Source organism: uncultured Sphingomonas sp. (assembly GCF_937871615.1).
Taxonomy (GTDB): domain Bacteria; phylum Pseudomonadota; class Alphaproteobacteria; order Sphingomonadales; family Sphingomonadaceae; genus Sphingomonas.
The window spans coordinates 13,333-39,293 of sequence record NZ_CALMPA010000063.1; the positions used below are offsets into that span (position 1 = coordinate 13,333).

Consider the following 25,961-nt stretch of genomic DNA (forward strand, 5'->3'; position numbering starts at 1 on the left):
TCAGCTTGGCAGCCTCGTCAGGCTGGGCTAGTGCCAGTGCATGTTGCAGGCCACTCCGGGATATGTCTCCACCGCCCGCCCAGCCGCGCTCGCCCGCTGGCTATGGTGCGTCGCCGCGCTGATCGTCGCCATGGTGGTGGTCGGCGGGATCACCCGCCTCACCGAATCCGGCCTGTCTATCACCCAGTGGAAGCCGATCAGCGGCATCATCCCGCCGCTGAACCACGCCCAGTGGCAGGCCGAATTCGCGAATTACCAGAAGATACCGGAATATCAGCAACTCAACAGCCACATGACGCTCGCCGGATTCAAGGCGATCTTCTTCTGGGAATATATCCACCGCGTGCTCGGCCGCGTCATCGGGCTGGCGTTCGCGCTGCCGCTGATCTGGTTCGCGGTGAAGCGGCGGATACCGCGCGGCTATGGCTGGCGGCTGAGCGCGATCCTGGCGCTTGGCGGGCTGCAGGGCGCGATCGGCTGGTGGATGGTCAGTTCGGGCCTGTCGGTTCGCACCGATGTCAGCCACATCCGGCTCGCGGTTCACCTGCTGACCGCGCTTTTCATTCTCGCCGGCATCGTCTGGACGGCGCTCGATCTCGGCGCGCTCGTCCGCGATCCGCTTGCCCGCCCGGCGCGGCTGCGCCCGCTTGCGCTGCTCGCGCTGCTGCTGCTCGGGGCGCAGATCATGTATGGCGCGTTCACCGCCGGGCTGGACGCGGGCTATGCCTTCGCAAGCTGGCCGCTGATGGGCGACGCATTGTTCCCCGCCGACGTGCCGATGATGGCCCCGCCGCTCGCCAACATCGTCGACAATCCGATCGTCGTGCAGTTCATCCACCGCTGGCTCGCCTTCGTCGCGGCGGCAGCATTGTTCTGGCTTGCGATCCGCGCCGGGCGCCCGACGGGCGTGGCCATCGTGCTGCTCGTCGTGCTGCAGGTTTCGCTGGGCATCGCGACGCTGCTGAGCGGTGTGCAGATCGGCGTGGCGGTGGCGCATCAGGCGAATGCCGCCTTGCTGCTGATCGCCACTGTCGGGGCGGCCCATGCGATCGGCGCACGCCGCCGATGAACAATATCGCGATCGTTCAGGTCACCTGCCCCGATGCGGCGACAGCCGAGACGATCGCGCGAACCCTGCTTTACGAACGGCTGATTACCTGCGCCAACATCTTCGACAAGGCGCTTTCGCTCTATCGCTGGGAGGGCGCGATCATGCAGGGCGACGAGGTGGTGATGCAGCTCAAGACCGCGCCCATCGCCATCCCCGCGATCCGCGCGCGCATCGCCACCCTTCATCCCTATGACCTCCCCGCGATCGAGCATTGGCAGGCGACCGTTACAGAGCAGCTCGCGGCATGGATCGCCGACGGGATCGAGGCATAGGCCGTCCCCATCTTAGCCATTCGCGTGGCGTCGGTATTATATTACCCGTCACGAATCGCCCGGAAATCTTGACTTCGCGCGCCCGCTGAAGCATTGGCCGCGCGTCGGCGCTGTGCCTTTTGGGTACGGCGTCCTTTCGTTTTGATGAGGTCGAACAGCCATGAAGGCGCTGATGAAGACCACCAAGTCGGCCAAGCCGCATGAGGTGGAAAAGAAGTGGCATATCATCGATGCCGACGGCCTGGTGGTCGGTCGCGCGGCGGTGGTGATCGCCAATGTCCTGCGCGGCAAGCACAAGACGAGCTTCACCCCGCACGTCGATTGCGGTGACAATGTCATCGTCATCAACGCGGACAAGATTCGTTTCACCGGCAACAAGCTGGCGGACAAGGTTTATTACAAGCACACCGGCTATGCCGGCGGCATCAAGGGCATCACCGCCGGAAAGGTGCTGGAAGGCCGCTTCCCGGAGCGCGTTCTGGAAAAGGCCGTTGAGCGCATGATCCCGCGCGGCCCGCTCGGTCGCCAGCAGATGCGCAACCTGCGCATCTTCGCCGGCAGCGAGCATCCGCATGAAGCGCAGAACCCTGAGCCGCTCGACATCGCCGGCATGAACCGCAAGAACAAGGTGGGCGCATAATGTCTGACAATCGCCAGTCCCTCGCCGACCTCGGCGCCGCGCTCAACCAGCAGCGCGAGGAAGCCGTCGCCGCATCGGAAGACAAGGCCGAAGCGTATCTCGCCGGCCAGATCGACGAGCCGGTGCAGCGCGCCCCGCTGCGTGCGCAGGAACTCGACAAATACGGTCGCGCCTATGCCACCGGCCGCCGCAAGGATGCGGTCGCGCGCGTCTGGCTGAAGCCGGGCTCGGGCAAGATCACGATCAACGGTCGCGATCAGGAAATCTATTTCGCGCGTCCGACGCTGCGTCTCGTCATCAACCAGGTGTTCGGCATCACCGAGCGCGAAGGTCAGTATGACGTGATCTGCACCGTCAAGGGCGGCGGGCTTTCCGGCCAGGCCGGCGCGGTGAAGCATGGCATCAGCCAGGCGCTCACCAAGTTCGAGCCGGTGCTGCGCTCGCCGGTGAAGGCCGCGGGCTTCCTGACCCGCGACAGCCGCACCGTGGAGCGTAAGAAATACGGTCGCGCCAAGGCACGCCGCAGTTTCCAGTTCTCGAAGCGCTAAGGTTCGGGCGAGCGTCCTTCGGGCGCTTGCACAACACGCGAAAGGGGCGGTCCGGCAACGGGCCGCCTTTTTTCGTGGCTGGTCATCCTGCGTACAGCCTCCGCCGCGCAGTAAGGCGCGCATAACCCGCGCCATCCGGCCCGAACCTGCCGACGCCCCGCCCGCTCCCCCGCGAGAGGGCGGGCGCATCATCGGGTTCAGAACGAGCGGCGAAAGAGAGCGAACACAGGCGTTCCCACACAACCATGCCGAACCTCGTCGATCTCGCGCCATATCTGCCACCCCTGGGGCTGTTGCTCGGCGCGATCGTCGTGATCGTGGTGTTGCGCCGGATTCCGATCCTTGGCCGGGTGGTGGACGTGTCACTGCTGCTCGGGCTGGCATTCGTCCTGGCCACGCTCGTCGATCAGGACGGGCGGACGTCCCCCTATGTCGCCAGCATCATGCGCGCGCTCAATCTCTCGCCATCGGCGGAGAAGGTGACGGGCACCGAAACCCGCGTCCGCATGGCGCGCGACGGGCATTTCTGGATCAACGCGCAATTCGGCGGCACGACGCGGCGGATGCTGGTGGATAGCGGCGCGACCGTAACCGCGCTTTCCGCCGACAGCGCGACCGACGCCGGGCTAGACGTTCAGCAGCCGGCATCGCCGATCCTGCTGCGCACCGCCAATGGGACGATCCACGCGCAGACCGCCACGGTGGACGAACTGCGCCTCGGCAATGTCGTCGCGCGCGATCTCCCGGTGGTCGTCTCTCCGGCGTTCGGCGATGTGGACGTGCTCGGGATGAATTTCCTGTCACGCCTGCAATCGTGGCGGGTGGAGGGCAACACGCTGATCCTCGTGCCGCATCACCCGCAGGGCGCGCGCGCTACATCCTGACGACGCGCTCGCACAGCCGCTCCGCCTCCGCCATATCATGCGTGACGAGCAGCAGCGGCAGCGCGGTTTCGTCACGCACCCGCTCGATCAGCCGCATCGCCTCCGCCCGCCGCGTCGCGTCAAGCGAGGACAATGGCTCGTCCAGCAGTAGAAAATCGGGATCGGACAGCAATGCGCGCCCGATCGCCACGCGCCGCACTTCGCCGCCGGACAGCGCGCGCGGCCAGCGATCGAGGAGATGCGCGATATCGAGCGATTCCGCGATCGGCTGGAGCTTTGCCGCGCTCACCGCGCCATAGAGCAGATTGCGCCGCACACTGAGATGCGCAAACAGCCGCGCGTCCTGAAAGACATAGCCCGCACGGCGGCGATGCGGCGGGATATTCGCCCCTGCCTCGCGATCGACCAGCGTGCGGCCGTTGACCCGCACATGCCCGCGATCGGGGCGCAACAGCCCGGCGATCATGTCGAGCACGCTGGTCTTGCCGACGCCCGACGGCCCGACCAGCGCCACCGCGCGTTCCTGCGCCGCAAAGGCCACACCGACCACCGCATCCCCGCGACGCAGCGTAACGTCGATCTCAAAGGACATGCACGCCCCGCCCCGCGCGACGCGCCAGCCATTCGGAGGCAAGCAGCGCGATCAGGCTGATCGCCACCGATATCGCCGCGAGTTGCCACACCGCCGCTTCCCCGCCCGGTCGCTGGAGCGCGGCATAGATGGCGAGCGGCAGCGTCTCCGTCTCGCCCGGCACATTGGAAACAAAGGTGATCGTCGCGCCGAACTCGCCCAGCGCACGGGCGAAGGCAAGCGTCGCGCCGGCCAGCACGCCGGGCGAGCACAGCGGCAAGGTGATCGTGCGAAAGGTGCGCCAGCGCCCCGCGCCGAGCGTTCGCGCCGCATCCTCCAGCCGCCGATCGACCGCCTCCAGCGACAACCGGATCGCCCGCACCGCAAGCGGCAGCGCCATCACCGCCGCCGCGATCGCCGCCCCGGTCCAGCGGAACAGCACCGTCACGCCGAACCAGTGCTGGAGCGGCGCGCCGACCGGCCCGTCAGGCGCGAAGGCAAGCAGCAACAGCCAGCCGGTCACAACCGGGGGCACCACCAGCGGCAAATGAATCAGCGCGTCGAGCAAGGTCCGCCCCGGAAAGCGCCCGCGGGCAAGCGCATAGGCAAGCACAAAGGCGATCGGCAGCGTCGCGAGCGTCCCCACCCCGCCGACCAGCAGCGAGAGCCTGACGATCGACCAGACGCCCTCCGCCATCAGGGCCGCGTGAAACCGAAACGCGCGAAGATCGCCCGCCCCTGCGCGCTCAGCAAGAAGCGGCGGAAACCTTCCGCGTCGGGATTTCGGGAAGCAGCGAGCCGCGCGATCGGGTAGCGGATCGGCGGATGGCTCGACGCGGGAAAGACGCCCGCGACGCGAACTTTCGCGGAAGCACGCGCGTCGGTCGCATAGACGATACCGAACGGCGCCGCGCCGCGCTCGACCAGCGCCAGCGCCGCGCGGACGTTCTCGGCGCGCACGACATGCGGCGCCACAGCTCCCCATGCCCTGAGCTGTTCCAGCGCCGCCCGCCCATATCTCCCCGCGGGCACGGCGGCAGGGTCCGCCATCACGACCGGCCCGTGCGCAAGCGTCGCGCTGAGCGTCCGTTCGCTCAGCCACGTGTGCCCGCCCGCCGGCTCGACCACCACCAGCCGGTTACCGACCAGATCGGCGCGGGTGCCGCGCGCCAGCAGCCCCTTGGCGGCGAGCGCGTCCATCCATTCCTCGTCGGCGGAAACGAACAGGTCCGCCGGCGCGCCCGCGATCACCTGCCGCGCGAGCGCCGAGGATGCAGCGAAGGAAATCACCGGCGGCGCGTGCCCCGCTCGCGCCCATTGCGCGGCGGCGGCGTTCATCGATTCCTGAAGCGAGGCGGCGGCGAGGACGAGCGGCGCGCGCGGCTGCGCCAGCGCCGGTGTCGCCAGCGCGGCGATCGCGAACAACAGGCTGCGGCGCGTCAGTCCCATCCGCTCCCCGGATTGATGCCGGGGCCGGAAGCGCCCCGTTTCCGATCGCTTGTGCGGCACGCCCGTTTCCGGAACAAGCCCGGCACGGCCAGTCTTAACCGTCGTCGCCCATCCGCAGCGCCGCGATAAAGGCTTCCTGCGGAATCTGCACGGAGCCATATTCGCGCATCCGTTTCTTGCCTTCCTTCTGCTTGTCCAGCAGCTTGCGCTTGCGGCTGATATCGCCGCCATAGCATTTCGCGGTAACGTCCTTGCGCATCGCCGCGATCGTCTCGCGCGCGACCACCTTGCCGCCGATCGCCGCCTGAATCGGGATTTTGAACAGATGTCGGGGGATGAGATCCTTCAGCCGCTCGCACATGCCGCGCCCGCGCGTTTCCGCCGAGCCGCGATGGACGATCATGCTCAGCGCGTCGACCGGCTCGCTGTTGACGAGGATGCTCATCTTCACGAGATCACCCTCGCGATAGCCGATCTGGTGATAATCGAAACTGGCATAGCCGCGGCTGATTGATTTCAGGCGATCATAGAAATCGAACACCACTTCGTTGAGCGGCAGTTCATAAGTCACCTGCGCGCGCCCGCCGACATAGGTGAGGTTCTTCTGGATGCCGCGCCGATCCTGGCACAGCTTCAGGATCGAGCCGAGATATTCGTCGGGGCAATAGATCGTCGCCTCGATCCACGGCTCGGCGATGCTCTCGATCTTGTTCGGATCGGGCATGTCGGCGGGATTGTGCAGCTCGATATGCCCGCCGCCATGGGTCAGTTCGATTTGATAGACCACCGATGGCGCGGTCGTAATGAGATCAAGGTCATATTCGCGGGTCAGCCGCTCCTGGATGATCTCCAGATGCAGCAGGCCGAGGAACCCGCAGCGGAAGCCGAAGCCGAGCGCGGCGGAGGTTTCCATCTCGAAGCTGAACGAGGCGTCGTTGAGCCTGAGCTTGCTGATCGATTCGCGCAGCTTCTCGAAATCGTTGGCGTCGACCGGGAACAACCCGCAGAACACCACCGGCTGCACTTCCTTGAAGCCGGGCAGCGCCTGTGCCGCCGGGCGCTTCGCATCGGTCAGCGTATCGCCGACACGGGCCTGCGCCACATCCTTGATCTGCGCGGTGATGAAGCCGATTTCGCCCGGCCCGAGATCGGTAAGCTGCTCGATCTTCGGGCGAAAACAGCCGACGCGATCGACCAGATGCTGCGTTCCGGCCTGCATGAACGTCACCTGCTGGCCCTTGCGCAGCACGCCGTCGATCATGCGGACGAGGATGACGACGCCGAGATACGGATCATACCAGCTATCGACCAGCATCGCCTTCAGCGGCGCCGCCGGATCGCCCTTCGGCGCCGGGATGCGATCGACCACCGCGTCGAGAATCTCGTCGATGCCGATGCCGGATTTGGCGGATGCCAGGATCGCGTTCGACGCATCAAGCCCGATCACATCCTCGATCTCGGCCCGCACCTTCTCCGGCTCGGCGGCGGGCAGGTCGATCTTGTTGATGACCGGCACGATCTCATGATCGTGCTCGATCGACTGATAGACGTTGGCGAGCGTCTGCGCCTCCACGCCCTGCGCCGCGTCCACCACCAGCAGCGCGCCCTCGCACGCCGCCAGGCTGCGCGACACCTCATAGGCGAAATCGACGTGGCCCGGCGTATCCATCAGGTTGAGAACATGGCCTTTCCATTCAAGCCGCACGGTCTGCGCCTTGATGGTGATGCCGCGTTCCTTCTCGATATCCATGTTATCGAGCACCTGCGCGGACATTTCGCGCTCGGTCAGCCCGCCGGTGCGCTGGATCAGGCGATCGGCGAGCGTCGACTTGCCATGGTCGATATGGGCGATGATCGAAAAATTGCGGATGCGGTCAAGCGGCGTGGTCATGATGAAAGCGCCTCTAGGCGGCGGCGCGAGATGCGTCAAAGGCCGCGCTGGCGACTCCTTTCGCCTGGTGTTAAGCCACGGGGAACAAAGATGTGAACAGCAAGGGCCGCATCGTTCTGGCTTGCACCGCAATTGGTGGCATTATCTGGGGAGTGTGAGATGTTGAGGAAATTCGCGTTGGTCGCCGCTGGTTCGGCGATCGCATTGGTTGCGTCATCGGCCAGCGCCCAGAAACTCGCCAAGCCGTCATCCGGTCAGCGTTTGCAGGAGCAGACCGCCAACGACGTGCCGCATTGCGCGCGCAAGCTCGGCACGCTGTCGATCGTCGATGGCGACGATCCCCGGCCCTGGACGCAATATAGCCTCGCGCCGCCCTCCAAGCTGCTGAAGGTGCTGGTGCAGCGCTCTGGCTGCTTCAACCTCGTCGATCGCGGCAGCGGGCTTCAGGCGGCGCAGCGCGAGCGCGATATCGGCAACGATCTTGGCCTCCAGCGCCGCTCGAACGTCGGCCAGGGCCAGATCAAGGCCGCCGATTACGTGCTGGTCGCGGAAATTCAGGGCGCCAACTCGAATGTTTCGGGCGGTGGCGCGGCAGCCGGCATCGGCGGCCTGATCGGTGGGCGCTTCGGCGCGCTGGCCGGCGGGCTGCGCAGCAAGAAATCCGAAGCGAATACCGTGCTTTCGATCACCAACGTCCGCACCACCGAAACGATCGCCACCGCCGAAGGCTATGCGGCGAAGAACGACATGTCGTTCGGCGGCGGCGGCGGCACCGGCTTTTTCGGCGGCGGGATCGCCGCGGTCGGCGGCGGTTACGACAATACCGATATCGGCCGCATGGTCACGCTGTCGTTCATCCAGGCCTATTCGAAGCTGGTGACCGAACTCGGGCTGGTCCAGCCGGGCCAGCAGGGCACCGCGGAGGCCGCGCCGAAAAAGACCTATACCACCGAAGGCCCGGTCGCGATGCGCGTCAGCGCGCTCGCCACCGCCAAGGCGATCCGCACGCTGCCGCCCGGCGCGATCGTCTATCCCACCGGCAAGCAGAACGGCCTGTGGTGGGAAGTCGCGGACGAGAATGACAATGTCGGCTGGGTGCTCAACACCAAGCTCGCGCCGTCCAGATAACCCCGAGCGATCAGGCCCGGCGCGTCAGGCGCGCGCCGGGCTCAATTCCAGCCCCGCGCGCGCGATCGCGGCAAGCACGTTTTCGTAACGCTCCTCGCCCGATCCGCTCACCATTTCCCAGCGCACCCCGCGACGATCGAGTTCGGCCTTCGACAGATCGAAGAAGCGCTGCCGCTCCGCCGCGGTGCCGAACATGCGCGTGCCATCCTCGACCCACGGCAGATCGATATCGAACAGCAGATAGAGATCGGCCACATTGTCCCACCGCGCGAACCACGGATCGCGGCGGCTGAACATCATGTCCGCCCACACCGCGCTCATCAGCGCATCGGTATCGACGATCACCGGGAAACGCCCGGCATCGCACGCCGCGCGCACCTGCAAATCCTGCGTATGCGCGATCATCACCAGATCGGACATGGTGAGATCCACGCCATAGCGCTCGCAATAGGTCCGCCCGAATTCCGCGACCACGGGCGTGCCGAAATGCCGCGCGAGCCGCACGGTCGTGGTCGATTTTCCCGTGCTCTCCGGGCCATGCAGACAGATCGTGCGCAGCGTCATGCGGTGAGCGGCTCCGCCGGATCGCGGCCACAGGCGCGGTGCCAGTCGAACAGGCCCCAGCAGGCCAGCGCCAGATAGATCACGTAAAGCCCCGCAAACAGATACAAACCCTTGGCGAGATACAATGGCACGGATGCAACGTCCACGGCGATCCAGATCAGCCAGTTCTCGATCAGCCGCCGTGCCATCAGCAACTGCGCGGCGACGCTGGCGATGGCGATCGCCGCATCCCACCACGGATAGGCGGCGTTGGTGAAAAGATGCATCGCCGCGCCCCATGCGATCGTCGCGATCATCCAGCCGATCGCCCAGCGCAGGCGAGACGCCGCGCTCATCCGCTCGACCAGCACCTCCCCGGATTTTTCCTTCGAGCGAAGCCAGTTGAGCCAGCCATAACAATTGGCCGCGACGAAAAACCCCTGAAGCAACGCATCGCTGTAGAGCCGCGCCTCGAACACGACGAAGCCGATCAGCACCACCGATCCGATCGCGGTGGGAAACGTCCACATGCTGCGCCGCGCCGCCAATGCGACACACGCCACCCCCAGCACCGTCGCGACCGATTCGAGCATCGACATCGCCGTGTCGATAAGCAGCTTGCCCTCCCCCGCCAAGCGGTTAGCATCATCGCGACAAGGAGAGACGCCTATGCGCCATATCGCCGTGATCGGTTCAGGCCCCGCCGGTTATTACACCGCGGAAGCCTGCCAGAAGGTTTTCGGCGATGAAGTGCGGGTCGATATCATTGATCGGATGCCGGTGCCCTATGGCCTGATCCGTAGCGGCGTCGCGCCCGATCATCAGTCGATCAAGGCGGTGTCGAAGCGGTACGAGGCCACCGCGCTCAGCGACAACGTCCGCTTCGTCGGCAATGTCATGATCGGTCGCGACATCTCCATTCCGGAACTGAGCGGGCTCTACGATGCCGTGGTGCTGGCGACGGGCGCACCACACGATCGCCCGCTCGGCATCCCCGGCGATGATCTTCCGGGGGTGATCGGATCGGCGGCGTTCGTCGGCTGGTATAACGGCCATCCCGATTTCGCCGATCTCGCGCCGCCGCTCGACACGCCGGGCGCGGTGATCGTCGGCGCGGGCAATGTCGCGCTCGACGTGGCCCGCATTCTGGCGAAGACCGGGGAGGAGTTCACCGGCTCGGACATCGCCGCCCATGCGCTTGCCGCGCTCGCGCAGCACGGCATCCGCGATGTGACGATCCTCGCCCGGCGCGGGCCGCACGAAATCGCGATGACCCCGAAGGAACTGGGCGAGTTGGGCCACCTCATCCGCGCGACGCCGCTGGTTGATCCAGCCGATTTGCCGCCGGTGGAAGCGGATGCGGCGCTGGAGCCGGGGCTGCGCAAATCGGTCACCCACCTGCGCGGCTTCGCCGGCAACGTCTCCACCGCCCCGGTCTCGATCAACTTTGATTTCTTCGCGATGCCGATCGCGATCGAAGGCGATGAAAAGGCCGAACGCGTAATCGTCGAACGCACGAAGCTCGATGAAGGCGGTCGCGCGATCGGCACGGGCGAAACCTATGCCGTGCCCGCCGGGTTGATCATAAGCTGCATCGGCTATCGCACGCCACCGATCGAGGGGGTTCCCTATGATGCGAAGCTCGGGCGATTCGCCAATGAGGAAGGGCGAATCGCCCCCGGCCTCTACGCCGTCGGCTGGGCAAGGCGCGGGCCGACGGGAACGATCGGCACCAACCGGCCCGACGGCTTCATGATCGCGGATCATATCGCCGCCGATACCAGTGCCGACAGCGCCAAGGCGGGGCGTCCGGGGCTGGATGCGCTGCTCGCCGCGCGCGGCGTCGATATCGTCACCTTCCGTGACTGGCAGGGGATCGAACGCGCCGAGATCGCCAACGCGCGCGACGGCGCCCCGCGCGAAAAGTTCACGTCGCTCGATGCGATGCTAGCGGCGCGCGCGCCGATGTGATTACACCGCTTGCGCGCCACGAAACTGCTGGCTATAGGCGCGCCTCCAGCGACCGATCGGCCCCCGAATTGGCTAAAGATCGGTTACTCCGTCGGGGAGTAGCTCAGCCTGGTAGAGCACTGCCTTCGGGAGGCAGGGGCCGGAGGTTCGAATCCTCTCTCCCCGACCATTATTTCGGCTGAGAAACGGCTGAATCCTCAATTTTTCGTGCTTTGACAGCGGCCTTCGGGTCTTGGGGGCGGCATTCCCACGCTCGACAATCGCGCCGGACGCGCCCCTCCTCAGGCGGCGCGTGTCAAAATCCCGCGAACCGCCACGCGCAAGGCCGGCAGCACCTCTTGTTCGAACCACGGGTTCCTGGCCGACCAGCCGCGCGACCGCCATGAAGGATGCGGCAGCGGGAAATATTGCGGCAGAAAGGCGCTGAAACCCCGCACCCGATCGGTCATCGCGCCGCGGCCAAGCACATAATTCTGGGCGTAGGTTCCCACCAGCAACGTCAGTTCCACCGCGGACAATTGCCGAAGCAGCCGATCTCGCCAGAGCGGCGCGCATTCTGGGCGCGGTGGCGCGTCCCCGCCGCTTCCGGCGCGACCGGGATAACACAGGCCGATCGGCAGAATCGCGATCCGGCCAGCGTCGTAGAAATCATCGCTCGAAATCCCCATCCACTCGCGCAGACGATCGCCGGACGGGTCGGAAAAGGGAATTCCCGAGACATGGGCCTTGGTTCCCGGTGCCTGGCTCGCGATCAGGATACGCGCTGTCGGCGACATCTGGAAGATCGGGCGCGGACCGAGCGGCAGAACATCGGCACAGCGGCGGCAATGCCGCACCTCCTCCACCAGTTCCTCGAACGCCGCCGGCAAGCGATCCTTTTCCGCTTCCCTCATGTCGATCGCCCGAGCAGCACCTCCCGCAACACAATGGCATCGTTGTGGATTTCATCGCGCGCGGAATAGACCAATGTGATCGGCCCCTTGGCCGCCAGATCGCGCAACGCGGCCACCAGTTCGGCGTGGCCTGCCAGTTCCTGTCGATAACGATCCTGAAACTCGCGCCACCGCGCCGGATCATGGTTGAACCACTGGCGCAACGCGGTGCTGGGCGCGATATCCTTGATCCAGTCGTCGAGCGCGGCTTTCTCCTTGCTCAGCCCGCGCGGCCACAGGCGATCGACCAGAATGCGCCGCCCGTCCGCCGCGAGCGAGGGATCATAGGCGCGTTTCAGCCTGATATTGTCCGCTGCGATACCGTTGCCCATCTCTCACACCTCACACCAGCTTCAACCCTGGTTCGCGCCATGAAGGGTTCGTCGTGCGCGTTCATGCCACCATCGCCGCGGCGGCGCGCAAACCGGCACGCACCCGATTCATCGCCCCCGGATCGGCCTTCGACGAGTGGACGGCATAAGCGGAATAGGAAAATTCCGGGCTGTCGGGCACCAGCGCCAGCCGCCCCTCATCAAGATAGGACTGGACGACGCCCTTGCGGAAATAGCCGCTCGCGCCCGTCGCCAGCAGATAATCCAGCGCAAGCGGCCCATAGCTGATCGAGACGACCGCCTTGGGCAGATCGGGAAAAGCCGCATGATGGCTCGCGGCGAAATCTTCGCCCCAATCGACATGGATATGATCCGCCTCGGCCAGCGGCTGGGATACAGGGGTTGAACGCACCAGCACCAGCTTTTCCTCGAACAGCAGCTCCGCGATCACCCCCGGTCGGCGCGGCGCGGCATAGATCACCGCGATATCCAGCGAACCATTCTGCACCCGCTCCAGCAACCGTTCGGACGTGTCGATCTGCGTGCTCACCGCGATCTCGGGGCATTCGCGCCGCATCCACAACAGCCAGTGCCGCAACAACGGGCTCCACAGGCTGAGTTCGGCCCCGATCGTCACCACCGCATCGCGCCCCGGCGGCAAGGCAACGGCGCGGCGCGCGCCCTCCCACACCTGCACCAGGCTCGTCGCGAAGCGCAGAAACTGCTCGCCCGCCGGGGTGAGCCGCGCGCCGGCCTTGTTGCGGATGAATACCGGGCGATCGAGCTGATCCTCCAGCACGCGGATACGCGCGCTAACCGCCGTCTGCGTCAGGTTCAGGTTGGTGGCCGCACCGACGAAGCTGCCGGTTTTCACCACCTCAAGAAAGGTGCGCGCGATGCCGATATCCATCAAGCAAATACTTTCTGCTTAAGGCACAATAACATTCATTTGCTTGCTGGATACTAACGGGCGGATGATATGTGCGCAAGGAGGCCGCCATGTTTGCGCAGCATCATCCGCGAACGGCAACCGATCGCTCGACACGAGGCGGACGACAATGAAACCGCTCGGGCCAACGCCCCCTGAATCGACGCCACGACACGGCCACGGCTCGCTCGTGTTCTGCATCCTCACGACGCTGCTGTTCGGTGCCGCGTGGCTCATCCTCTGCCGGTTGCCCGAAGCCGATGCCGGCGACAGATGGCTGCTGTTGGTCGGTGCGGTCGCGATCCCGCTGGCCGCGTTCGTGCTGATCGGCTGCGAATGGCTGGCGTTGCGGGGCGAGCGCCAGCCCGGAGACGAGGCGCGGCGCGGCGAAGCGCTGTCCGGCGATGATTTCGTGACGATCTGGCCGGCGGAAGCCGTCTGGCTGCATCGCCTGCCCATGTTGCCCGAAGGACAATTCCCTCCGTCGCGGCGCGCCCTCGCCGACCCGTCATCCCGATCGAGCCCCCGCCTCGGCCACCTCGAACGACTGCTGCGCGGTGCGGCATATTGGCTGGCCGCGCACAACCATTTCGATCGCCACCGGCAAACACGCCACTGATCGCTACAAAAGGACATGTGATGACCATCCAACTCGGGCAGATCGCCCCTGATTTCGAACAGAACAGCACGCACGGGCCGATCCACTTCCATGACTGGCTTGGCTCAAGCTGGGGCGTGTTCTTCAGCCATCCCAAGAATTTCACGCCGGTTTGCACCACCGAACTGGGCGAGGTCGCGCGGCTGCGCCCGGAGTGGGACAAGCGCGGCGTGAAGCCGATCGGGCTGTCGGTCGATCCGGTCGAGGCGCATCACCGCTGGGAACAGGATATCGTGGAGACGCAATCCGTCAGCCTCGATTTCCCGATGATCGCCGATCCCGATGCGCGGGTCGCCACCTTGTACGACATGATCCATCCGGCGAGCGACCCCACCGTCACCGTCCGCTCGGTTTTCGTTATTGATCCGGCGAAGAAGGTGCGGCTGATCCTCACCTACCCGCCAAGCACCGGGCGGAACTTCGCCGAAATTCTCCGCGCGATCGACAGTCTGCAACTCACCGACGCGCAAAGCATTGCCACCCCGGTGAACTGGGAACCGGGCGATGCGGTCGTCATTTCGCCCAAATTGTCCGATGAGGAAGCGCAGCGCAAATTCCCCCAGGGTTTCCGCACGCTGAAGCCCTATCTGCGGATGGTGCAGCTGTAACCACACCGCGCCGTTTTCCCCAGTGCAGCGCGCGGCTGATCGCGCCGCGCGCACCTTTGCGCCACGCCGCAGAGGCGGCGGCGCGACCATGACGGTTGCCCCCAAAAAGTCCGATCGTCGGCACGAAAAATAAGATGCTCCACTATTGCATGTTATACGCGGCCCAAATAGATGCATCGCCAATGCACAATTTAGGCGCGAATCGTGAACGCTAATCCCAGGCCCAACGATCGGAAATTCGCGCGAGCGTCATCGCGTGGATGGCGCCGCGAAGCGCAGACCCATTTTCATGGTCACTGGCGATCGCGCTGATCGCCCTTCCCCCAAAGCCACCATCACAGGAGAATTCGATGTCGCAGCCGCTAAGCGAGCATACGATCGCGCTCGTCAAAGCCACAGTGCCGGCGCTGGAAGCGCATGGCATGGATATCGTGCACGAAATGTATTCGCGGATGTTCCAGAATCCCGACATTCGCGATCTGTTCAACCAGTCACACCACGCGCACGGCTCCTCCCAGCCGCGCGCGCTGACCGACGCGATCCTCGCTTATGCCAGCAACATCGACAATCTCGCCGCACTCGCCCCAGCGGTCGAGCGCATCACGCAAAAGCATGTCGGGTTGCAGATCCTGCCCGAACATTACCCGCACGTCGCCGAGGCGCTGCTCGGCGCGATCAAGGCGGTGCTGGGCGATGCGGCGACCGACGAGATTATCGCTGCCTGGGGTGAGGCTTATTGGTTCCTCGCCAATATCCTCATCGCACGCGAGGAACGCATCTATACAGAACAGAAGGAAATGACCGGCGGCTGGAACGGCTGGCGCGATTTCCGGGTTGAAGATGTCATCCGCGAAAGCAGCGTCATCAAATCGTTCGTCCTGCGTCCGCTCGATGGCGGGCCTGTGATGCAGCACAAGCCGGGCCAGTATCTTACCTTCTGGTTCGAGATACCGGGGCATCCGCCGATCAAGCGCAACTATTCGATCTCCGCCGCGCCCAACGGCGAAACCTATCGCATCTCGGTCAAGCGTGAGCCGCAGGGTCTTGCTTCCGGGTGGCTCCACGACGAGGCCGCGCCCGGAACCATCCTGAAGGTCGCCGCGCCAGCCGGGGAGTTCTTCCTCGACAACCATGACCAGCGCCCGGTGATCCTGCTTTCGGGCGGGGTGGGGCTGACGCCGATGATCGCGATGCTCGAAGCGCTGGTAGAGGGGAACGCCGAGGCTCCCGTTCATTACATCCACGGCACCCACGATCGCGAAACCCATGCGATGCGCGATCACGTCCGCGCACTGGCCGCGCGGAACAGCGCGGTGCGCGTGACCGATTTCCATCAGACGCCACGCCCCGACGAAGCGCAGGGCCGTGATTATGATCTGGCGGGCATCATCACCAACGAATGGCTCGTCGCCAACACGCCGGTCGCCGAAGCGGACTATTATATCTGCGGACCGCGCCTCTTTCTGCGTCATGCGGTGTCCACGCTGTCGCTCGCGGGCGTTCCGGCAAATCGCATCCACTATGAATTTTTCGGCCCCGCCGAGGAATTGCTCGCGGCCTGATTAGGCCGGGGAAAACGGCATCGCCATCGCGCGCGGATTGTCCGCTTCCGCGCCGATGGCGATGCCGCCCCGCGCGAACCTTAAGATGCCGGCACTATCACGCCGCCCTTCATCACCATCTCCACATGGCGCACCGCGCCGATATCGGCGGTTGGATCGCCACGCACCGCGACAAGATCGGCAAGCATCCCCGGCTTGAGCGCGCCCAATCGCGTATCGAGCCCGAACCAGCGCGCGTTGCCCCATGTGGCGGCGGTCAGAACCTGCGCCGGCGTCATGCCGTTGGCGACCATCAATTCCATCTCGCGCGCATTCTCGCCGTGCGCGTAAACGCCGACATCGCCCCCCATGCACATGCGAACACCCGCCTTCAGCGCGAGCCGGAACGCCTCGCGGCTTGTCCGCACGCTCTCTGGCGCGGGCTCGGCACCGTTCCAGCCACGATAGCGCGCAACCGCATCCGGGGCAGCCAGCGTCGGACAATAAGCGATGCCCTTCGCCGCCATCGCCGCGAAGATTTCCGCCGTCCCGCCATAACCATGCTCGATCGTATCGACGCCTGCCGCGATCGCGCGACGCATCCCCTCCGCCGTCGCCGCATGAACCGCCACGGGCCGCCCGGCGTCATGCGCCGCCGCTACCGCCGCCTTGACCTCATCCGCGCTCAACGTCGGGCGGCTGTCTTCGCCGGGGCGCCAGCGATAATCGGCATAGAGCTTGATCCAGTCCGCCCCGCCCGCGATCTGCCGCCGCACCTCAGCGACGACCTGATCGACGCCCGATGCTTCCTCCGCGCCCTGTGGAATGGCGACACCCGGCTCGAATCCCTTGGGGCCATAAGCGCCCAGCGCGACGATCGCGCGCGTCGCCACATATAGCCGCGGCCCCGGTACGATGCCCTGCTCGATCGCTTGCTTTAGCCCCACATCGGCATAGCCCGCGCCTTCGGTGCCGAGATCGCGCTCGCTGGTGAAGCCCGCCCGCAACGTCGCGCGCGCCTGCGCCACCGCGCGCGCGGTGCGCAGCGCCAGCGGCTCGTGCAGCACCTGATCGTCCCAACTCGTCTGGTTATAGGGGTGGAGAAACAGATGGCCGTGGCCTTCGATCATCCCCGGCATCAGCGTATCGCCCGGCAAGGCCATCACCGTCGCGCCCGACGGCGCGGCGAGTTCCGGCCCGACCGCCGCGATCTTCTCGCCCTCGACCAGCACCTGCCAGCCGACGTGGCGTTTCGCGCTGACCGGATCGAACACCGCATCGGGCTTGAGCAGGATGATCCCGCCCGGCGCCGGCTCCGCTGCCGACGCGCCTGCCGAGCCCAATAGCGCCGCCATCATCAATACGATCCAGCGCATAGTCTTGCCCCCGTTATTTCGTTACGTTCGCGCGCATGGATATAAGCCTTCGCCCGTCGCTCCTAGCCCCGCTGCTGCTGACCACCGCCATCCTCACTGGCGCCCCCGCCCCGCTCGATGCCGGGATGGCGCGCTGGCAGGCGCAGGCCGCGCGCGTAACCATCACGCGTGACGACTGGGGCATTCCGCATATCCACGGCAAGAGCGATGCCGATGCGGTGTTCGGCATGATGTATGCGCAGGCCGAGGACGATTTCTCGCGGGTCGAGGCGAATTATCTCACCGCGCTCGGCCGCAGCGCGGAGGCCGATGGCGAGGACGCGCTCTGGGCCGATCTGCGGCAGCGGCTGTGGGTCGATCCGGCGGAACTGAAGCGCCAATATGCCGCCAGCCCGGCATGGTTGCGCGCGCTGATGGACGCCTGGGCGGACGGCCTCAATTTCTATCTCGCGACGCACCCAGAGGTGAAGCCAAAGGTGCTGACGCGGTTCGAGCCGTGGATGGCGCTGAGCTTCACTGAGGGCAGCATCGGCGGCGATATCGAGCGTATCTCGCTGAGCGAACTCAAGACCTTCTACGGTAACCCCACCCCGCCGACGCCGGAGGAAACCGGCAGCGTGCCGCGCGAGCCTTCGGGATCGAACGGCATCGCGATCGCGCCGAAGATCACCACAGGCGGCCACGCGCTGCTGCTCATCAATCCGCACACCAGCTTCTATTTCCGCTCCGAAGCGCAGGTATCGAGCGATGCGGGCCTCAACGCTTATGGCGCCAGCACCTGGGGCCAGTTCTTCGTCTATCAAGGGTTCAACGCGCGCGCGGGATGGATGCACACTTCCTCCACCGTCGATAATGTCGACGAGTTCGCGGAAAGCGTGCGCAAGGACGGTGGCGCATATTCCTACGCTTATGGCGCGGGCCGCCCGCGACGCCCGGTGACGACCGCGCGGGTTACGCTGCGCTACCGCCGCGCCGATGGCTCGATGGGCGAGCGCGCCTTCACCATCTATCGCACGCATCACGGCCCGATCGTCGCCGCGCGGGGCGGGCGGTGGATCGCCACCGCGCTGATGTGGAAGCCGGTGCCCGCGCTTGAACAAAGCTATCTGCGGACCAAGGCGACCGATCTGGCCTCCTTCATGCGCATCGCGGAGCGCAAGGCCAATTCATCGAACGACACCTTGTTCGCGGACAGCAGGGGCGAGATCGCGTTCCTGATGCCGCAGTTCATGCCGCTGCGCGACAATCGTTTCGATTACACGCGCCCGGTCGACGGCAGCGATCCGGCGACCGATTGGAAGGGGCTGCACGCGCTGCCGAGCCTGCCCAACGTGCTCAACCCCGCGATCGGCTGGGTGAAGAATACCAACGACTGGCCGTGGAGCGCCGCCGGTGTCGATAGCCCGAAAGCCGCCGATTATCCGCGTTATATGGATCAAACCGGCGCCAATGCGCGCACGGTTCACGCCGATCTGCTGTTGACCGGCAAGAGCGGCTGGAGCGTGCAGAAGCTGCGCGACGCAGCCTTCGACAGTTATCTCCCCGCCTTCGCCGCGCTGGTCCCTCAGCTCGTCGGCGCGTGGGATGCGCTTCCTGCCACCGATCCGCGCCGCGCGAGCCTTGCCGCGCCGATCGCGCTGCTGCGCGGCTGGGATTATCGCTGGGGCTATGATTCAACCGCGACCAGCCTCGCGGTGTTCTGGGGCGATCACCTGTGGCGCGAGGTTGGCGGCTTCGCGAAAGAGGAGCGGATCAACGTGCCCGATTATATCGCGGCGAAAGTCTCCCCCGACGCTCGGCTCGACGCGCTGACGGCAGCGGTAGCGCGGCTGACGCAGGATTTCGGCGGCTGGCGGATCAGATGGGGCGAGATCAATCGTTTCCAGCGGCTCGACGACGCGATCGCCCCGCATTTTGATGACAAGGCCGCCTCGCGGCCTGTTCCCTTCACCTCCGCGCAATGGGGAAGCCTCGCCTCGTTTGGCGCGAAAACATGGCCGGGAACGAAGCGTTATTACGGCACCAGCGGCAACAGCTTCGTCGCGATCATTGAGTTCGGTCCGCGCGTGAAAGCTGTCGCGGTGATGGCCGGCGGCCAGAGCGGCAATACGCGGTCGCCGCATTTCGCGGACCAGATTCAGCGTTACGCTGACGGGCAGCTACGCCCGGTCTATTTCCACCCCGACGAGTTGAAGGGGCATATCGAGCAACAATACCGCCCCGGCGGGCGGCGCTGATCTCAGCCGGCCGCGTCGAGAATCTCCGCCAGCGACGCCGATCGCACCCCGCGCCGCGCCAGTTCGGCGAGCACGACATCCCACCAGTGCCAGAAGCGCGCGAGGTCGCTCACATCGCGAACATAAGGCGTATTACCAGGGGCCAGCGATGGCGAGTGAAAGGCGAAGTTGAGCAGGCTCACCCCCTCCCCCAGCGCGATCGCGATCGCCTCCAGCGCCTCCTCCACCGGCACGCCTTCCGGGGTCAGCGGCACGCGCGACAGCAGCCGCGTGCGCGCGAACACGCCGCGCGCGCGCGGGATCGCGCCAAGCCGCGCGTACAACCCGGCGGGGGCACCGCGAAACACGCCGGTGAATACGGTTGATAATGGTAGTTCGATCAGCCCCGCCTCGCGCCACGCCCCCGCCGCGGCGGCGGTGAAATCCGGGCCACCTTCCGCGCGATAGTCGAAACCGGGGCGCACCGAGCTATCGAGCCGATAACCATGCCGGGCGAGCAGCGCGAACATCTCCGGCGCAATGCCGTAGCGCCCCGCACGAAAAGCGATCGGGCGAACACCGAACGCGGCGGCGATTGCCTCGTTCAGGCGCACCAGCTTTGCCTCGATCAGCTCGGTCGGGAGATTCCCCGCGAACGACGCCGCGCGCGACAGCGGCTCATCGAACGGCGGATTGACCCAGGGATGAAGCTGCGCGCCGATCGCCACCCGCGCATCGCGCGCACGGAGGTCGTGGAAGATGTCGCGGGCACCGGAATCGCGGGCCACCGGATAATCGACGAAAAAGGTCAGCGCGGCGCCCAGCGCGGAAAGCCGGCGGTGCGCCTCGGGCAAAGCCTTGAGCGCGGTGACGCCATGCCCCTCGCGCGAGAAAGGGGCGGACCAGTCGAACTCCTCCTCGGTATCTACGAAGATCGTATAGCGCGCGCCGAAATCCGCCGGCCAGCGAACGATCGCGGAGCGATCCACGCGCGGCACGCGCCAGCGACGCGAAACGATCGCGGGCGCCGCCAACTTCGTCAGCTTATCGAAGCCTGCCCCATGCCCCCATTCAATCCAGTCGGCAGGTGGAGGGTCAGGTGGTTGGCTTCGATGAACAGGCCGCCGTTCAGTTCGCCGGCGAGATTGCGCGCCAGCCGGATCGCGAAGCCCGTGCCGAGCAACGGCGCGCCCGGCATCTCCACCTCGCGCTCCGCATCGAGCGTGAGCAATGTGCGTTCCGGCACGGCGGCAAGCGCGATCGGGCGCGTCAGATCAATCGCGACATTCGCTTCCTCGGCGCGCACCTCGATCATGAGCTTCTCCCCCAGCCCCGCGCTTGCGACCAGCGCGGCGATCAGGCGCCCGATCAGCCGCTCCGCCATCCGCTCATCGCACGCCAGCACGATCGCTGGAGAAACGGGCGCCAGATCGACGCTGCATCCGCGCAGCCGCACCAATGGCGCGAGATCGTCCACCGTGCGCGCCAGCAGCGGCGCGAGCGCCACCGAATCGTCACGCAGATCAAGCGCGTCGCCCTCGATCCGCGCGGCAAGTTCAAGATCCTCGATCGCCGCCACCAGATCGCCGGCGTGGCCGCGAATCGCCGCGGCACGATCGCGATAGACATCAGGCACCGGGCCGAGCATCGCCGTTTCGATCAGTTCGGAGAACCCGGCGATCGCATTGGCCGGCGAGCGCAACTCATGCACCAGCCGCCGCAGCCCCTCGACACCGCCCGAATCCGCCACGCGGCGCCCGATCGCGCCCTCGTCGACACGCGGGCGGCGCGCGGCGCCACGGAAGCCGACGAACCGCCCGCTCGCACCATCGAACATCGGCACCCCGGAGATGCGCCATTCGCCCGCCAATGCCGAGCGGCCCCCGATGGTGAGCCGCGCGTCGTTGAACGCCGTGCGATGGCGGAACGCGCCGCTCGCCACGCCATCGACCTGCGGCTGCCCGTCCGCGCCGGGCAGCAGGAAGCCGATACCGATCACCGCCGCGCGCGGCGCCGCATCGACCCAGCGAATCACGCCAGCCGAATCGCTTTCGAAACTGAAACGATCCGCCTCCGCTTCGTACACCTCATCAGACGACGCCGCCCGCGCGCCGGGCGGCTGATCGCGGTGCAACTCGCGAAATGCCGCGATCCGATCGACCAGCGCCGCGATTTCGTAACCGCCGCCGGGCGCCGCCATCGGCTCCAACTCAAGCACGTCCGCCGGCGAATCGGGCACGATCGCGGCGACCGGCAATTCAAGCGCGGCCTCGCCGGGCTGGCTCAGCCGCGCTTCCGGCGCCGCGGATTGTTCCCCGTCATAACCAAGCGCGAAATCCGCCGGGCCGAAGCTTTCCAGCGCGCGGACGACATCCGCCTCCAGATCGTTGCGATGGCGCAGCACGGCGCGCCCGGTCGGCCCAAGCGTCGGCAGCAGCGCGCGCCATTCAGCGCCCTGGAGCCGCGCGACACGCAGCACGGGCGCGGCAACCGATTGTTCGTCCTCGACGAAAACCGCGATCAACTCAGCCGATGGCGCCGCCAGCGCGAGCGCGCGCGCCGTCGCGGCCCGCGTCTGCACGGGCACACGCTCCCGCAATTCGCGCAGCCGATCGAGAATCTCGGGCGTTTCCTCGATTCGCCCGCGCGCGAGAAGGTCCGCGATCTGCCGGAACGCGGCCTGCGCGCCAAACGGCGTGGAGGCATCCGCGGCAAGAACGGTCTTCAGGCTATCGTCGAATCGCACAAATTTCTTCCTATCCGGCGCGCGAGCTTATCCGCGGCTGGAGATGAATTGATTAATCCGCATCGCCCCCCGGTGGAACTGCGGATTTTGGCACGTAGCAATGTGGGACAATTGCGTTTGCGCGCAATTTTCCTATGGATATGCCAACCAAATCGCCATGAATGTGCGTGGCGACAGGCGGAGAAAGCAGTGCTCGACCGGATCGACAGGCAGATTCTGGCATATCTTCAGGAAGATGGGCGCATGACCAACGTTGAGTTGGCCGATCGCGTCGGCCTTACCGCGCCGCCATGCCTGCGGCGCGTTCGCGCGCTTGAGCAGGCCGGGGTGATCCGCGGCTATCACGCCGAATGCGATGCCGCGCAATTGGGCTTTCCCATCACCGTCTTCGCGATGGTGAGCTTGAGGAGCCAGGCGGAGGCCGATCTCACCGCCTTTGAAACGCATGTCGCGGCGCTGCCCGAGGTGCGCGAATGCCATATGCTGAACGGCGAGATAGATTTCGTGCTGAAGATCGTCGCGACCGATCTGGAAAGCTTCCAGCGTTTCCTGACGACGCATCTTACCACCGCGCCGAACGTAACCAGCGTCAAATCGTCGCTGACGATTCGCAGCGCGAAAGCGGCATCGGGGGTGCCGATCCTCGAATAGGGCGCTGTTCGGAAACCGGAAGCAAAAAAGGGCGGCCACCTGGACCGCCCTTTTTCGTCAAGCCATCACGCGAAGGATCAGGCCGCCGGCGTCGAGAGCGCGGTGAGCCAGAACGACGCGATATCCGCGCGCGGCGCGCCCTTCACCAGTTCGAACGCGGCCTTGGCGCCAGCCGTGTCACCCGAATTGGCGAGCGCGATGCCGAGGTGCGTATTGACCGCATCCGCATCGACGCCGCCCTTCTGCAACGCGACCTTATAAAGCTCGATCGCCTTGGCATAATTGCCCGCGCCGAGATGCGCGTCCGCCGTGCCCGCGGCGAGCTTGCCGTTGGCCGCGGCCTTCGCCTTGGCGTCGAGCGGATCGAGCGAGCCTTCGTTGGCGATCGACTGTTTGGCGACGCGATACAGATCGTTCGCGGTAACCGAATCCGCCGGCAGCTTGCCCGCGGCGCGGCCCTCGTCGATCACCGCCTTGCCTTCGTTGGGCAGGCCGAGATCAATCGCATATTGCGCATAAATCTCATAATCGAACTGGTCGGCCAGCGCCTTCTTCATGCGCAACAGGCGGAACAGATCGACCTTCTGCGCCTTATCCAGCGTGACCGCGCTGCCCTGCTGGATGCCATAGACGAACACGATGTCGCGCCAGTTCTTCGCGGTGGGATAAGCGGTGATGTAACGCTTCATCCAGCCGATCGAATCCGGGATCATCCGCTTTTGCAGCGTCTTGGCCATCGCATAGCGATAGAGCTGCTCATCGGGCTTCTGACCCGCGGCGATCTGCGCGGCCATGCTTTTTTCAAGATCGGCGGAGCCGCCAGCGATATCGCCCGCCTCCATCTTGATCTTCACCATCTGCAACGGAAGGTTCGGATCATTGTAGCCAAGCTGCTGCGCGCGCTGGAAGAAGGCGAGCGCCTCCTGCGGCTGCTTCGCGTTGGCGGCGATGATGCCGCGCTGATAGTTGAAGCGCGCCTGATCCGCCTGCGGCGTGCGCGGATTGGCGATCAGCGCGTCGATCGGGCCTTTGATCTGATTGTCGTCGATCTGGCCGTTCGGCGCCTTGCCAACCGCAAGCTGAAGCTGGAAGATCGAGGCGATATATTTGTCGTCGTCACTCTTGGCGGCAGCCGAAACCTGCTGGATCAGCGGCTCTGCGGTGGCGTAATCCTTCGCCTGGAGCGCGGCCTGCGCCTTGGCGGCGAGCGGCTGGACATCCTTGCTGAGCTTCAGCGGGGCGGCCTTGGGCTCCTCCGCCTTCTTTTCCTTGGCGGCAGCCGGCGTCACGAGCGCGATGCTGCCAACGCCGGTAAGGAGGGCGGCGGCGATCGCGGCCCGGTACATGCTCTTCATCGCGTTATTCTCTCCATTCTGGAAGGCGCCGCGGGCGCCTCCGCGCCGCTGTACCTTCCTGCCCCTGCAGGTTCAAGAAACCCGACGGCCCTGACCGCATTGCGCTGAACATGGATTGAACGGTTCGGGTTCCACCGATAGGCGAAACAGCCATGATCGCCGTGATTTCACCAGCCAAGACGCTCGACTATCAATCCCCCCTCCCCGCGCTCGACACCACCGAACCGCGCTTCGCCGGCGAGGCGGCGGCGCTGGCGAAGGCGGCGGCGAAGATGTCGCGCAAGCGGTTGGGCGAACTGATGCACATTTCGGACAAGCTCGCCGCGCTCAACGCCGAGCGTTTCCGCACCTTCGACGCCCTGCCCGAACGCGCCGCGATCCGCGCGTTCGCGGGCGATGTCTATACCGGGCTCGACGCGGCGACACTGGATGAGGCGGCACTCGATTTCGCGCAGGATCATCTGCGGATGCTCTCGGGCCTCTATGGCCTGTTGCGCCCGCTCGATCGGATGCGCCCCTATCGGCTGGAAATGGGCACACGCTGGGCGCCGCGCCGCAAGAAACTGACCGACTGGTGGGGGGGGCGCATCGCCGACGCGCTGGCGGGCGATGTCGCGGCAGAAGGTTCGGGCGTGGTGCTGAACCTCGCCAGCCAGGAATATTGGGCGGCGGTGGACGGCCTGCTGCCGCTCGACATCCGCGTCATCTCCGTCGATTTCCGGGAGGCGGACGGGCGCTTCATCAGCTTCCACGCCAAGAAGGCGCGCGGGCTGATGGCGCGCTGGATGGCGGAACATCGCATCACCGATGCGGATGCGATGCGCGGGTTCGACAGCGACGGTTACGGCTTTGACGCGCAAGCGAGCGAGGGTGATCGCTGGACCTTCGTGCGGCAATGAGCGCGGTCATCATCGGGGCGTCCGGCGGGATCGGCGCCGCGCTCGCCGAGGCGTTGGAAGAGGAAGGCCAAACCGTCCTGCGCCTGTCCCGCCCGGAAATCGACCTGACCGACGAGGCGAGCATCGCCGCCGCCTCCCGACGCGCCAGAACGCCCGAACTGGTGCCCGAACTTGTGATCGTCGCCACCGGCATCCTGCACGATGGCGGGCACGGGCCGGAAAAGGCGCTGGGCGAACTCGATCCGGCGTGGCTCGCGCGGCAATATGCGATCAACACGATCGGGCCGGCGCTGGTCGCCAAGCATTTCCTGCCGACCATGCCCCGATCGGGGCGCAGCATCTTCGCGGTGCTCTCGGCGCGGGTCGGCAGCATCGGCGACAACCGGGTGGGCGGCTGGCACGGCTATCGCGCATCCAAGGCGGCGCTCAACCAGTTGATCCGCACGATCGCGATCGAAGACAAGCGGCGCAACGATCGCGGGATCGTCGTGGCGCTCGATCCGGGCAATGTCGACACGAAATTGTCGACGCCCTTCCAGCAATCCGGCCGCGATCTGTTCACGCCGGCGCGCGCCGCGGTGCAATTGCTCGATGTGATCGACGGCTTCACCCCAAGGGATAGCGGGCGGCTGTTCTCATGGGATGGCGCGGAGATAACTCCCTGACCGATTTTTAATCTTCACGTCACACCCCTGCGATCCCTTCACATGC

Annotated in this window: 27 protein-coding genes and 1 tRNA gene; 15 read left to right on the forward strand and 13 right to left on the reverse strand. The window is 65.8% G+C overall.

Annotated elements, in window-relative coordinates:
* Positions 1-40 precede the first annotated feature (40 nt).
* The 5 genes from Q0316_RS17145 to Q0316_RS17165 all read left to right on the forward strand — a co-directional run bounded on the left by Q0316_RS17145 (position 41) and on the right by Q0316_RS17165 (position 3,455).
* Positions 41-1,069, forward strand: a complete 1,029-nt coding sequence (locus Q0316_RS17145; protein ID WP_298674518.1) for a COX15/CtaA family protein — start codon at positions 41-43, stop codon at positions 1,067-1,069.
* Positions 1,066-1,383 carry a divalent-cation tolerance protein CutA gene (gene cutA / locus Q0316_RS17150; protein WP_298674519.1) on the forward strand — a complete coding sequence of 106 codons (318 nt, stop codon included), beginning with the start codon at positions 1,066-1,068 and terminating at the stop codon, positions 1,381-1,383. Before Q0316_RS17145 ends, cutA begins: the two co-directional genes overlap by 4 nt.
* A 160-nt stretch (positions 1,384-1,543) precedes the next feature.
* Positions 1,544-2,023, forward strand: coding sequence for a 50S ribosomal protein L13 (gene rplM, locus Q0316_RS17155; protein WP_298674520.1), 480 nt, complete (start codon positions 1,544-1,546; stop codon positions 2,021-2,023).
* Complete coding sequence (gene rpsI / locus Q0316_RS17160; protein WP_298674521.1) at positions 2,023-2,571, forward strand: 30S ribosomal protein S9; 549 nt, start codon at positions 2,023-2,025, stop codon at positions 2,569-2,571. Before rplM ends, rpsI begins: the two co-directional genes overlap by 1 nt.
* A 245-nt stretch (positions 2,572-2,816) precedes the next feature.
* Positions 2,817-3,455: a TIGR02281 family clan AA aspartic protease gene (locus Q0316_RS17165; RefSeq protein WP_298674522.1), complete on the forward strand. Its 639-nt coding sequence runs from the start codon at positions 2,817-2,819 to the stop codon at positions 3,453-3,455.
* Here the strand turns inward: Q0316_RS17165 and Q0316_RS17170 are convergent.
* The 4 genes from Q0316_RS17170 to lepA all read right to left on the reverse strand — a co-directional run bounded on the left by Q0316_RS17170 (position 3,445) and on the right by lepA (position 7,366).
* Positions 3,445-4,047, reverse strand: coding sequence for an ATP-binding cassette domain-containing protein (locus tag Q0316_RS17170; protein ID WP_298674523.1), 603 nt, complete (start codon positions 4,045-4,047; stop codon positions 3,445-3,447). The genes Q0316_RS17165 and Q0316_RS17170 overlap by 11 nt on opposite strands.
* On the reverse strand, positions 4,037-4,723 hold the full coding sequence (modB, locus tag Q0316_RS17175; RefSeq protein WP_298674524.1) for a molybdate ABC transporter permease subunit: 687 nt from the start codon (positions 4,721-4,723) through the stop codon (positions 4,037-4,039). The genes Q0316_RS17170 and modB overlap by 11 nt, the downstream gene beginning before the upstream one ends.
* Complete coding sequence (gene modA / locus Q0316_RS17180; protein ID WP_298674525.1) at positions 4,723-5,475, reverse strand: molybdate ABC transporter substrate-binding protein; 753 nt, start codon at positions 5,473-5,475, stop codon at positions 4,723-4,725. The genes modB and modA overlap by 1 nt, the downstream gene beginning before the upstream one ends.
* A 94-nt stretch (positions 5,476-5,569) precedes the next feature.
* The gene (gene lepA, locus Q0316_RS17185) at positions 5,570-7,366 is read right to left on the reverse strand and encodes a translation elongation factor 4 (protein WP_298674526.1); all 1,797 of its coding nucleotides are present in this window, start codon (positions 7,364-7,366) and stop codon (positions 5,570-5,572) included.
* Positions 7,367-7,525: 159 nt separating this feature from the next.
* Between lepA and Q0316_RS17190 the strand changes: the two genes are divergently transcribed.
* The gene (locus Q0316_RS17190) at positions 7,526-8,494 is read left to right on the forward strand and encodes a CsgG/HfaB family protein (protein ID WP_298674527.1); all 969 of its coding nucleotides are present in this window, start codon (positions 7,526-7,528) and stop codon (positions 8,492-8,494) included.
* 24 nt (positions 8,495-8,518) lie between these two features.
* Here the strand turns inward: Q0316_RS17190 and Q0316_RS17195 are convergent, their stop codons facing one another.
* Together Q0316_RS17195 and pnuC are read right to left on the reverse strand one after the other, a co-directional pair.
* Positions 8,519-9,058, reverse strand: a complete 540-nt coding sequence (locus Q0316_RS17195) for an ATP-binding protein (protein ID WP_298674528.1) — start codon at positions 9,056-9,058, stop codon at positions 8,519-8,521.
* The gene (pnuC, locus tag Q0316_RS17200) at positions 9,055-9,636 is read right to left on the reverse strand and encodes a nicotinamide riboside transporter PnuC (protein WP_298674529.1); all 582 of its coding nucleotides are present in this window, start codon (positions 9,634-9,636) and stop codon (positions 9,055-9,057) included. The genes Q0316_RS17195 and pnuC overlap by 4 nt, the downstream gene beginning before the upstream one ends.
* A 70-nt stretch (positions 9,637-9,706) precedes the next feature.
* Here pnuC and Q0316_RS17205 point away from each other — a divergent pair, with 70 nt between their 5' ends.
* On the forward strand, positions 9,707-11,008 hold the full coding sequence (locus tag Q0316_RS17205) for an FAD-dependent oxidoreductase (protein WP_298674530.1): 1,302 nt from the start codon (positions 9,707-9,709) through the stop codon (positions 11,006-11,008).
* A 92-nt stretch (positions 11,009-11,100) separates the two neighbouring features.
* Positions 11,101-11,177, forward strand: a tRNA-Pro gene (locus Q0316_RS17210).
* Positions 11,178-11,289: 112 nt separating this feature from the next.
* Here the strand turns inward: Q0316_RS17210 and Q0316_RS17215 are convergent.
* The 3 genes from Q0316_RS17215 to Q0316_RS17225 all read right to left on the reverse strand — a co-directional run bounded on the left by Q0316_RS17215 (position 11,290) and on the right by Q0316_RS17225 (position 13,182).
* On the reverse strand, positions 11,290-11,901 hold the full coding sequence (locus tag Q0316_RS17215; protein WP_298674532.1) for a uracil-DNA glycosylase family protein: 612 nt from the start codon (positions 11,899-11,901) through the stop codon (positions 11,290-11,292).
* On the reverse strand, positions 11,898-12,272 hold the full coding sequence (locus Q0316_RS17220; protein WP_298674533.1) for a DUF488 domain-containing protein: 375 nt from the start codon (positions 12,270-12,272) through the stop codon (positions 11,898-11,900). The genes Q0316_RS17215 and Q0316_RS17220 overlap by 4 nt, the downstream gene beginning before the upstream one ends.
* 61 nt (positions 12,273-12,333) lie before the next feature.
* Positions 12,334-13,182: a LysR family transcriptional regulator gene (locus tag Q0316_RS17225; RefSeq protein WP_298674535.1), complete on the reverse strand. Its 849-nt coding sequence runs from the start codon at positions 13,180-13,182 to the stop codon at positions 12,334-12,336.
* 148 nt (positions 13,183-13,330) lie between these two features.
* Between Q0316_RS17225 and Q0316_RS17230 the strand changes: the two genes are divergently transcribed.
* From Q0316_RS17230 to hmpA, 3 genes are all read left to right on the forward strand, one after another.
* Complete coding sequence (locus Q0316_RS17230; RefSeq protein ID WP_298674537.1) at positions 13,331-13,819, forward strand: hypothetical protein; 489 nt, start codon at positions 13,331-13,333, stop codon at positions 13,817-13,819.
* Positions 13,820-13,839: 20 nt separating this feature from the next.
* Positions 13,840-14,466: a peroxiredoxin gene (locus tag Q0316_RS17235; protein WP_298674539.1), complete on the forward strand. Its 627-nt coding sequence runs from the start codon at positions 13,840-13,842 to the stop codon at positions 14,464-14,466.
* A 350-nt stretch (positions 14,467-14,816) separates the two neighbouring features.
* On the forward strand, positions 14,817-16,028 hold the full coding sequence (hmpA, locus tag Q0316_RS17240; protein WP_298674541.1) for an NO-inducible flavohemoprotein: 1,212 nt from the start codon (positions 14,817-14,819) through the stop codon (positions 16,026-16,028).
* Positions 16,029-16,108: 80 nt separating this feature from the next.
* Here the strand turns inward: hmpA and Q0316_RS17245 are convergent, their stop codons facing one another.
* A complete protein-coding gene (locus tag Q0316_RS17245) occupies positions 16,109-17,383 on the reverse strand; it encodes an amidohydrolase family protein (protein ID WP_298674542.1) in 1,275 nt (424 codons plus the stop codon).
* Between the two features lie 35 nt (positions 17,384-17,418).
* On the opposite strand from Q0316_RS17245, the gene Q0316_RS17250 reads away from it, so the two are divergent.
* Positions 17,419-19,620 carry a penicillin acylase family protein gene (locus tag Q0316_RS17250; protein WP_298674544.1) on the forward strand — a complete coding sequence of 734 codons (2,202 nt, stop codon included), beginning with the start codon at positions 17,419-17,421 and terminating at the stop codon, positions 19,618-19,620.
* Between the two features lie 2 nt (positions 19,621-19,622).
* Here the strand turns inward: Q0316_RS17250 and Q0316_RS17255 are convergent, their stop codons facing one another.
* Together Q0316_RS17255 and Q0316_RS17260 are read right to left on the reverse strand one after the other, a co-directional pair.
* On the reverse strand, positions 19,623-20,588 hold the full coding sequence (locus tag Q0316_RS17255) for a WalW protein (protein WP_298674546.1): 966 nt from the start codon (positions 20,586-20,588) through the stop codon (positions 19,623-19,625).
* A gap of 50 nt (positions 20,589-20,638) precedes the next feature.
* Entirely contained in the window at positions 20,639-22,345 is a 1,707-nt protein-coding gene (locus Q0316_RS17260; protein WP_298674548.1) for a sensor histidine kinase, read from the reverse strand.
* A 189-nt stretch (positions 22,346-22,534) separates the two neighbouring features.
* Between Q0316_RS17260 and Q0316_RS17265 the strand changes: the two genes are divergently transcribed.
* Positions 22,535-22,996 (forward strand): Lrp/AsnC family transcriptional regulator, encoded by a 462-nt coding sequence (locus tag Q0316_RS17265; RefSeq protein WP_298674550.1) that lies wholly within the window; start codon positions 22,535-22,537, stop codon positions 22,994-22,996.
* Between the two features lie 77 nt (positions 22,997-23,073).
* On the opposite strand, the gene Q0316_RS17270 is transcribed toward Q0316_RS17265, so the two are convergent.
* Positions 23,074-24,351 carry a tetratricopeptide repeat protein gene (locus tag Q0316_RS17270; protein ID WP_298674552.1) on the reverse strand — a complete coding sequence of 426 codons (1,278 nt, stop codon included), beginning with the start codon at positions 24,349-24,351 and terminating at the stop codon, positions 23,074-23,076.
* Between the two features lie 152 nt (positions 24,352-24,503).
* On the opposite strand from Q0316_RS17270, the gene yaaA reads away from it, so the two are divergent.
* Both yaaA and Q0316_RS17280 read left to right on the forward strand, forming a co-directional pair.
* A complete protein-coding gene (gene yaaA / locus Q0316_RS17275; protein ID WP_298674553.1) occupies positions 24,504-25,250 on the forward strand; it encodes a peroxide stress protein YaaA in 747 nt (248 codons plus the stop codon).
* Positions 25,247-25,915, forward strand: a complete 669-nt coding sequence (locus Q0316_RS17280) for an SDR family NAD(P)-dependent oxidoreductase (protein WP_298674555.1) — start codon at positions 25,247-25,249, stop codon at positions 25,913-25,915. Before yaaA ends, Q0316_RS17280 begins: the two co-directional genes overlap by 4 nt.
* Positions 25,916-25,961 lie beyond the last annotated feature (46 nt).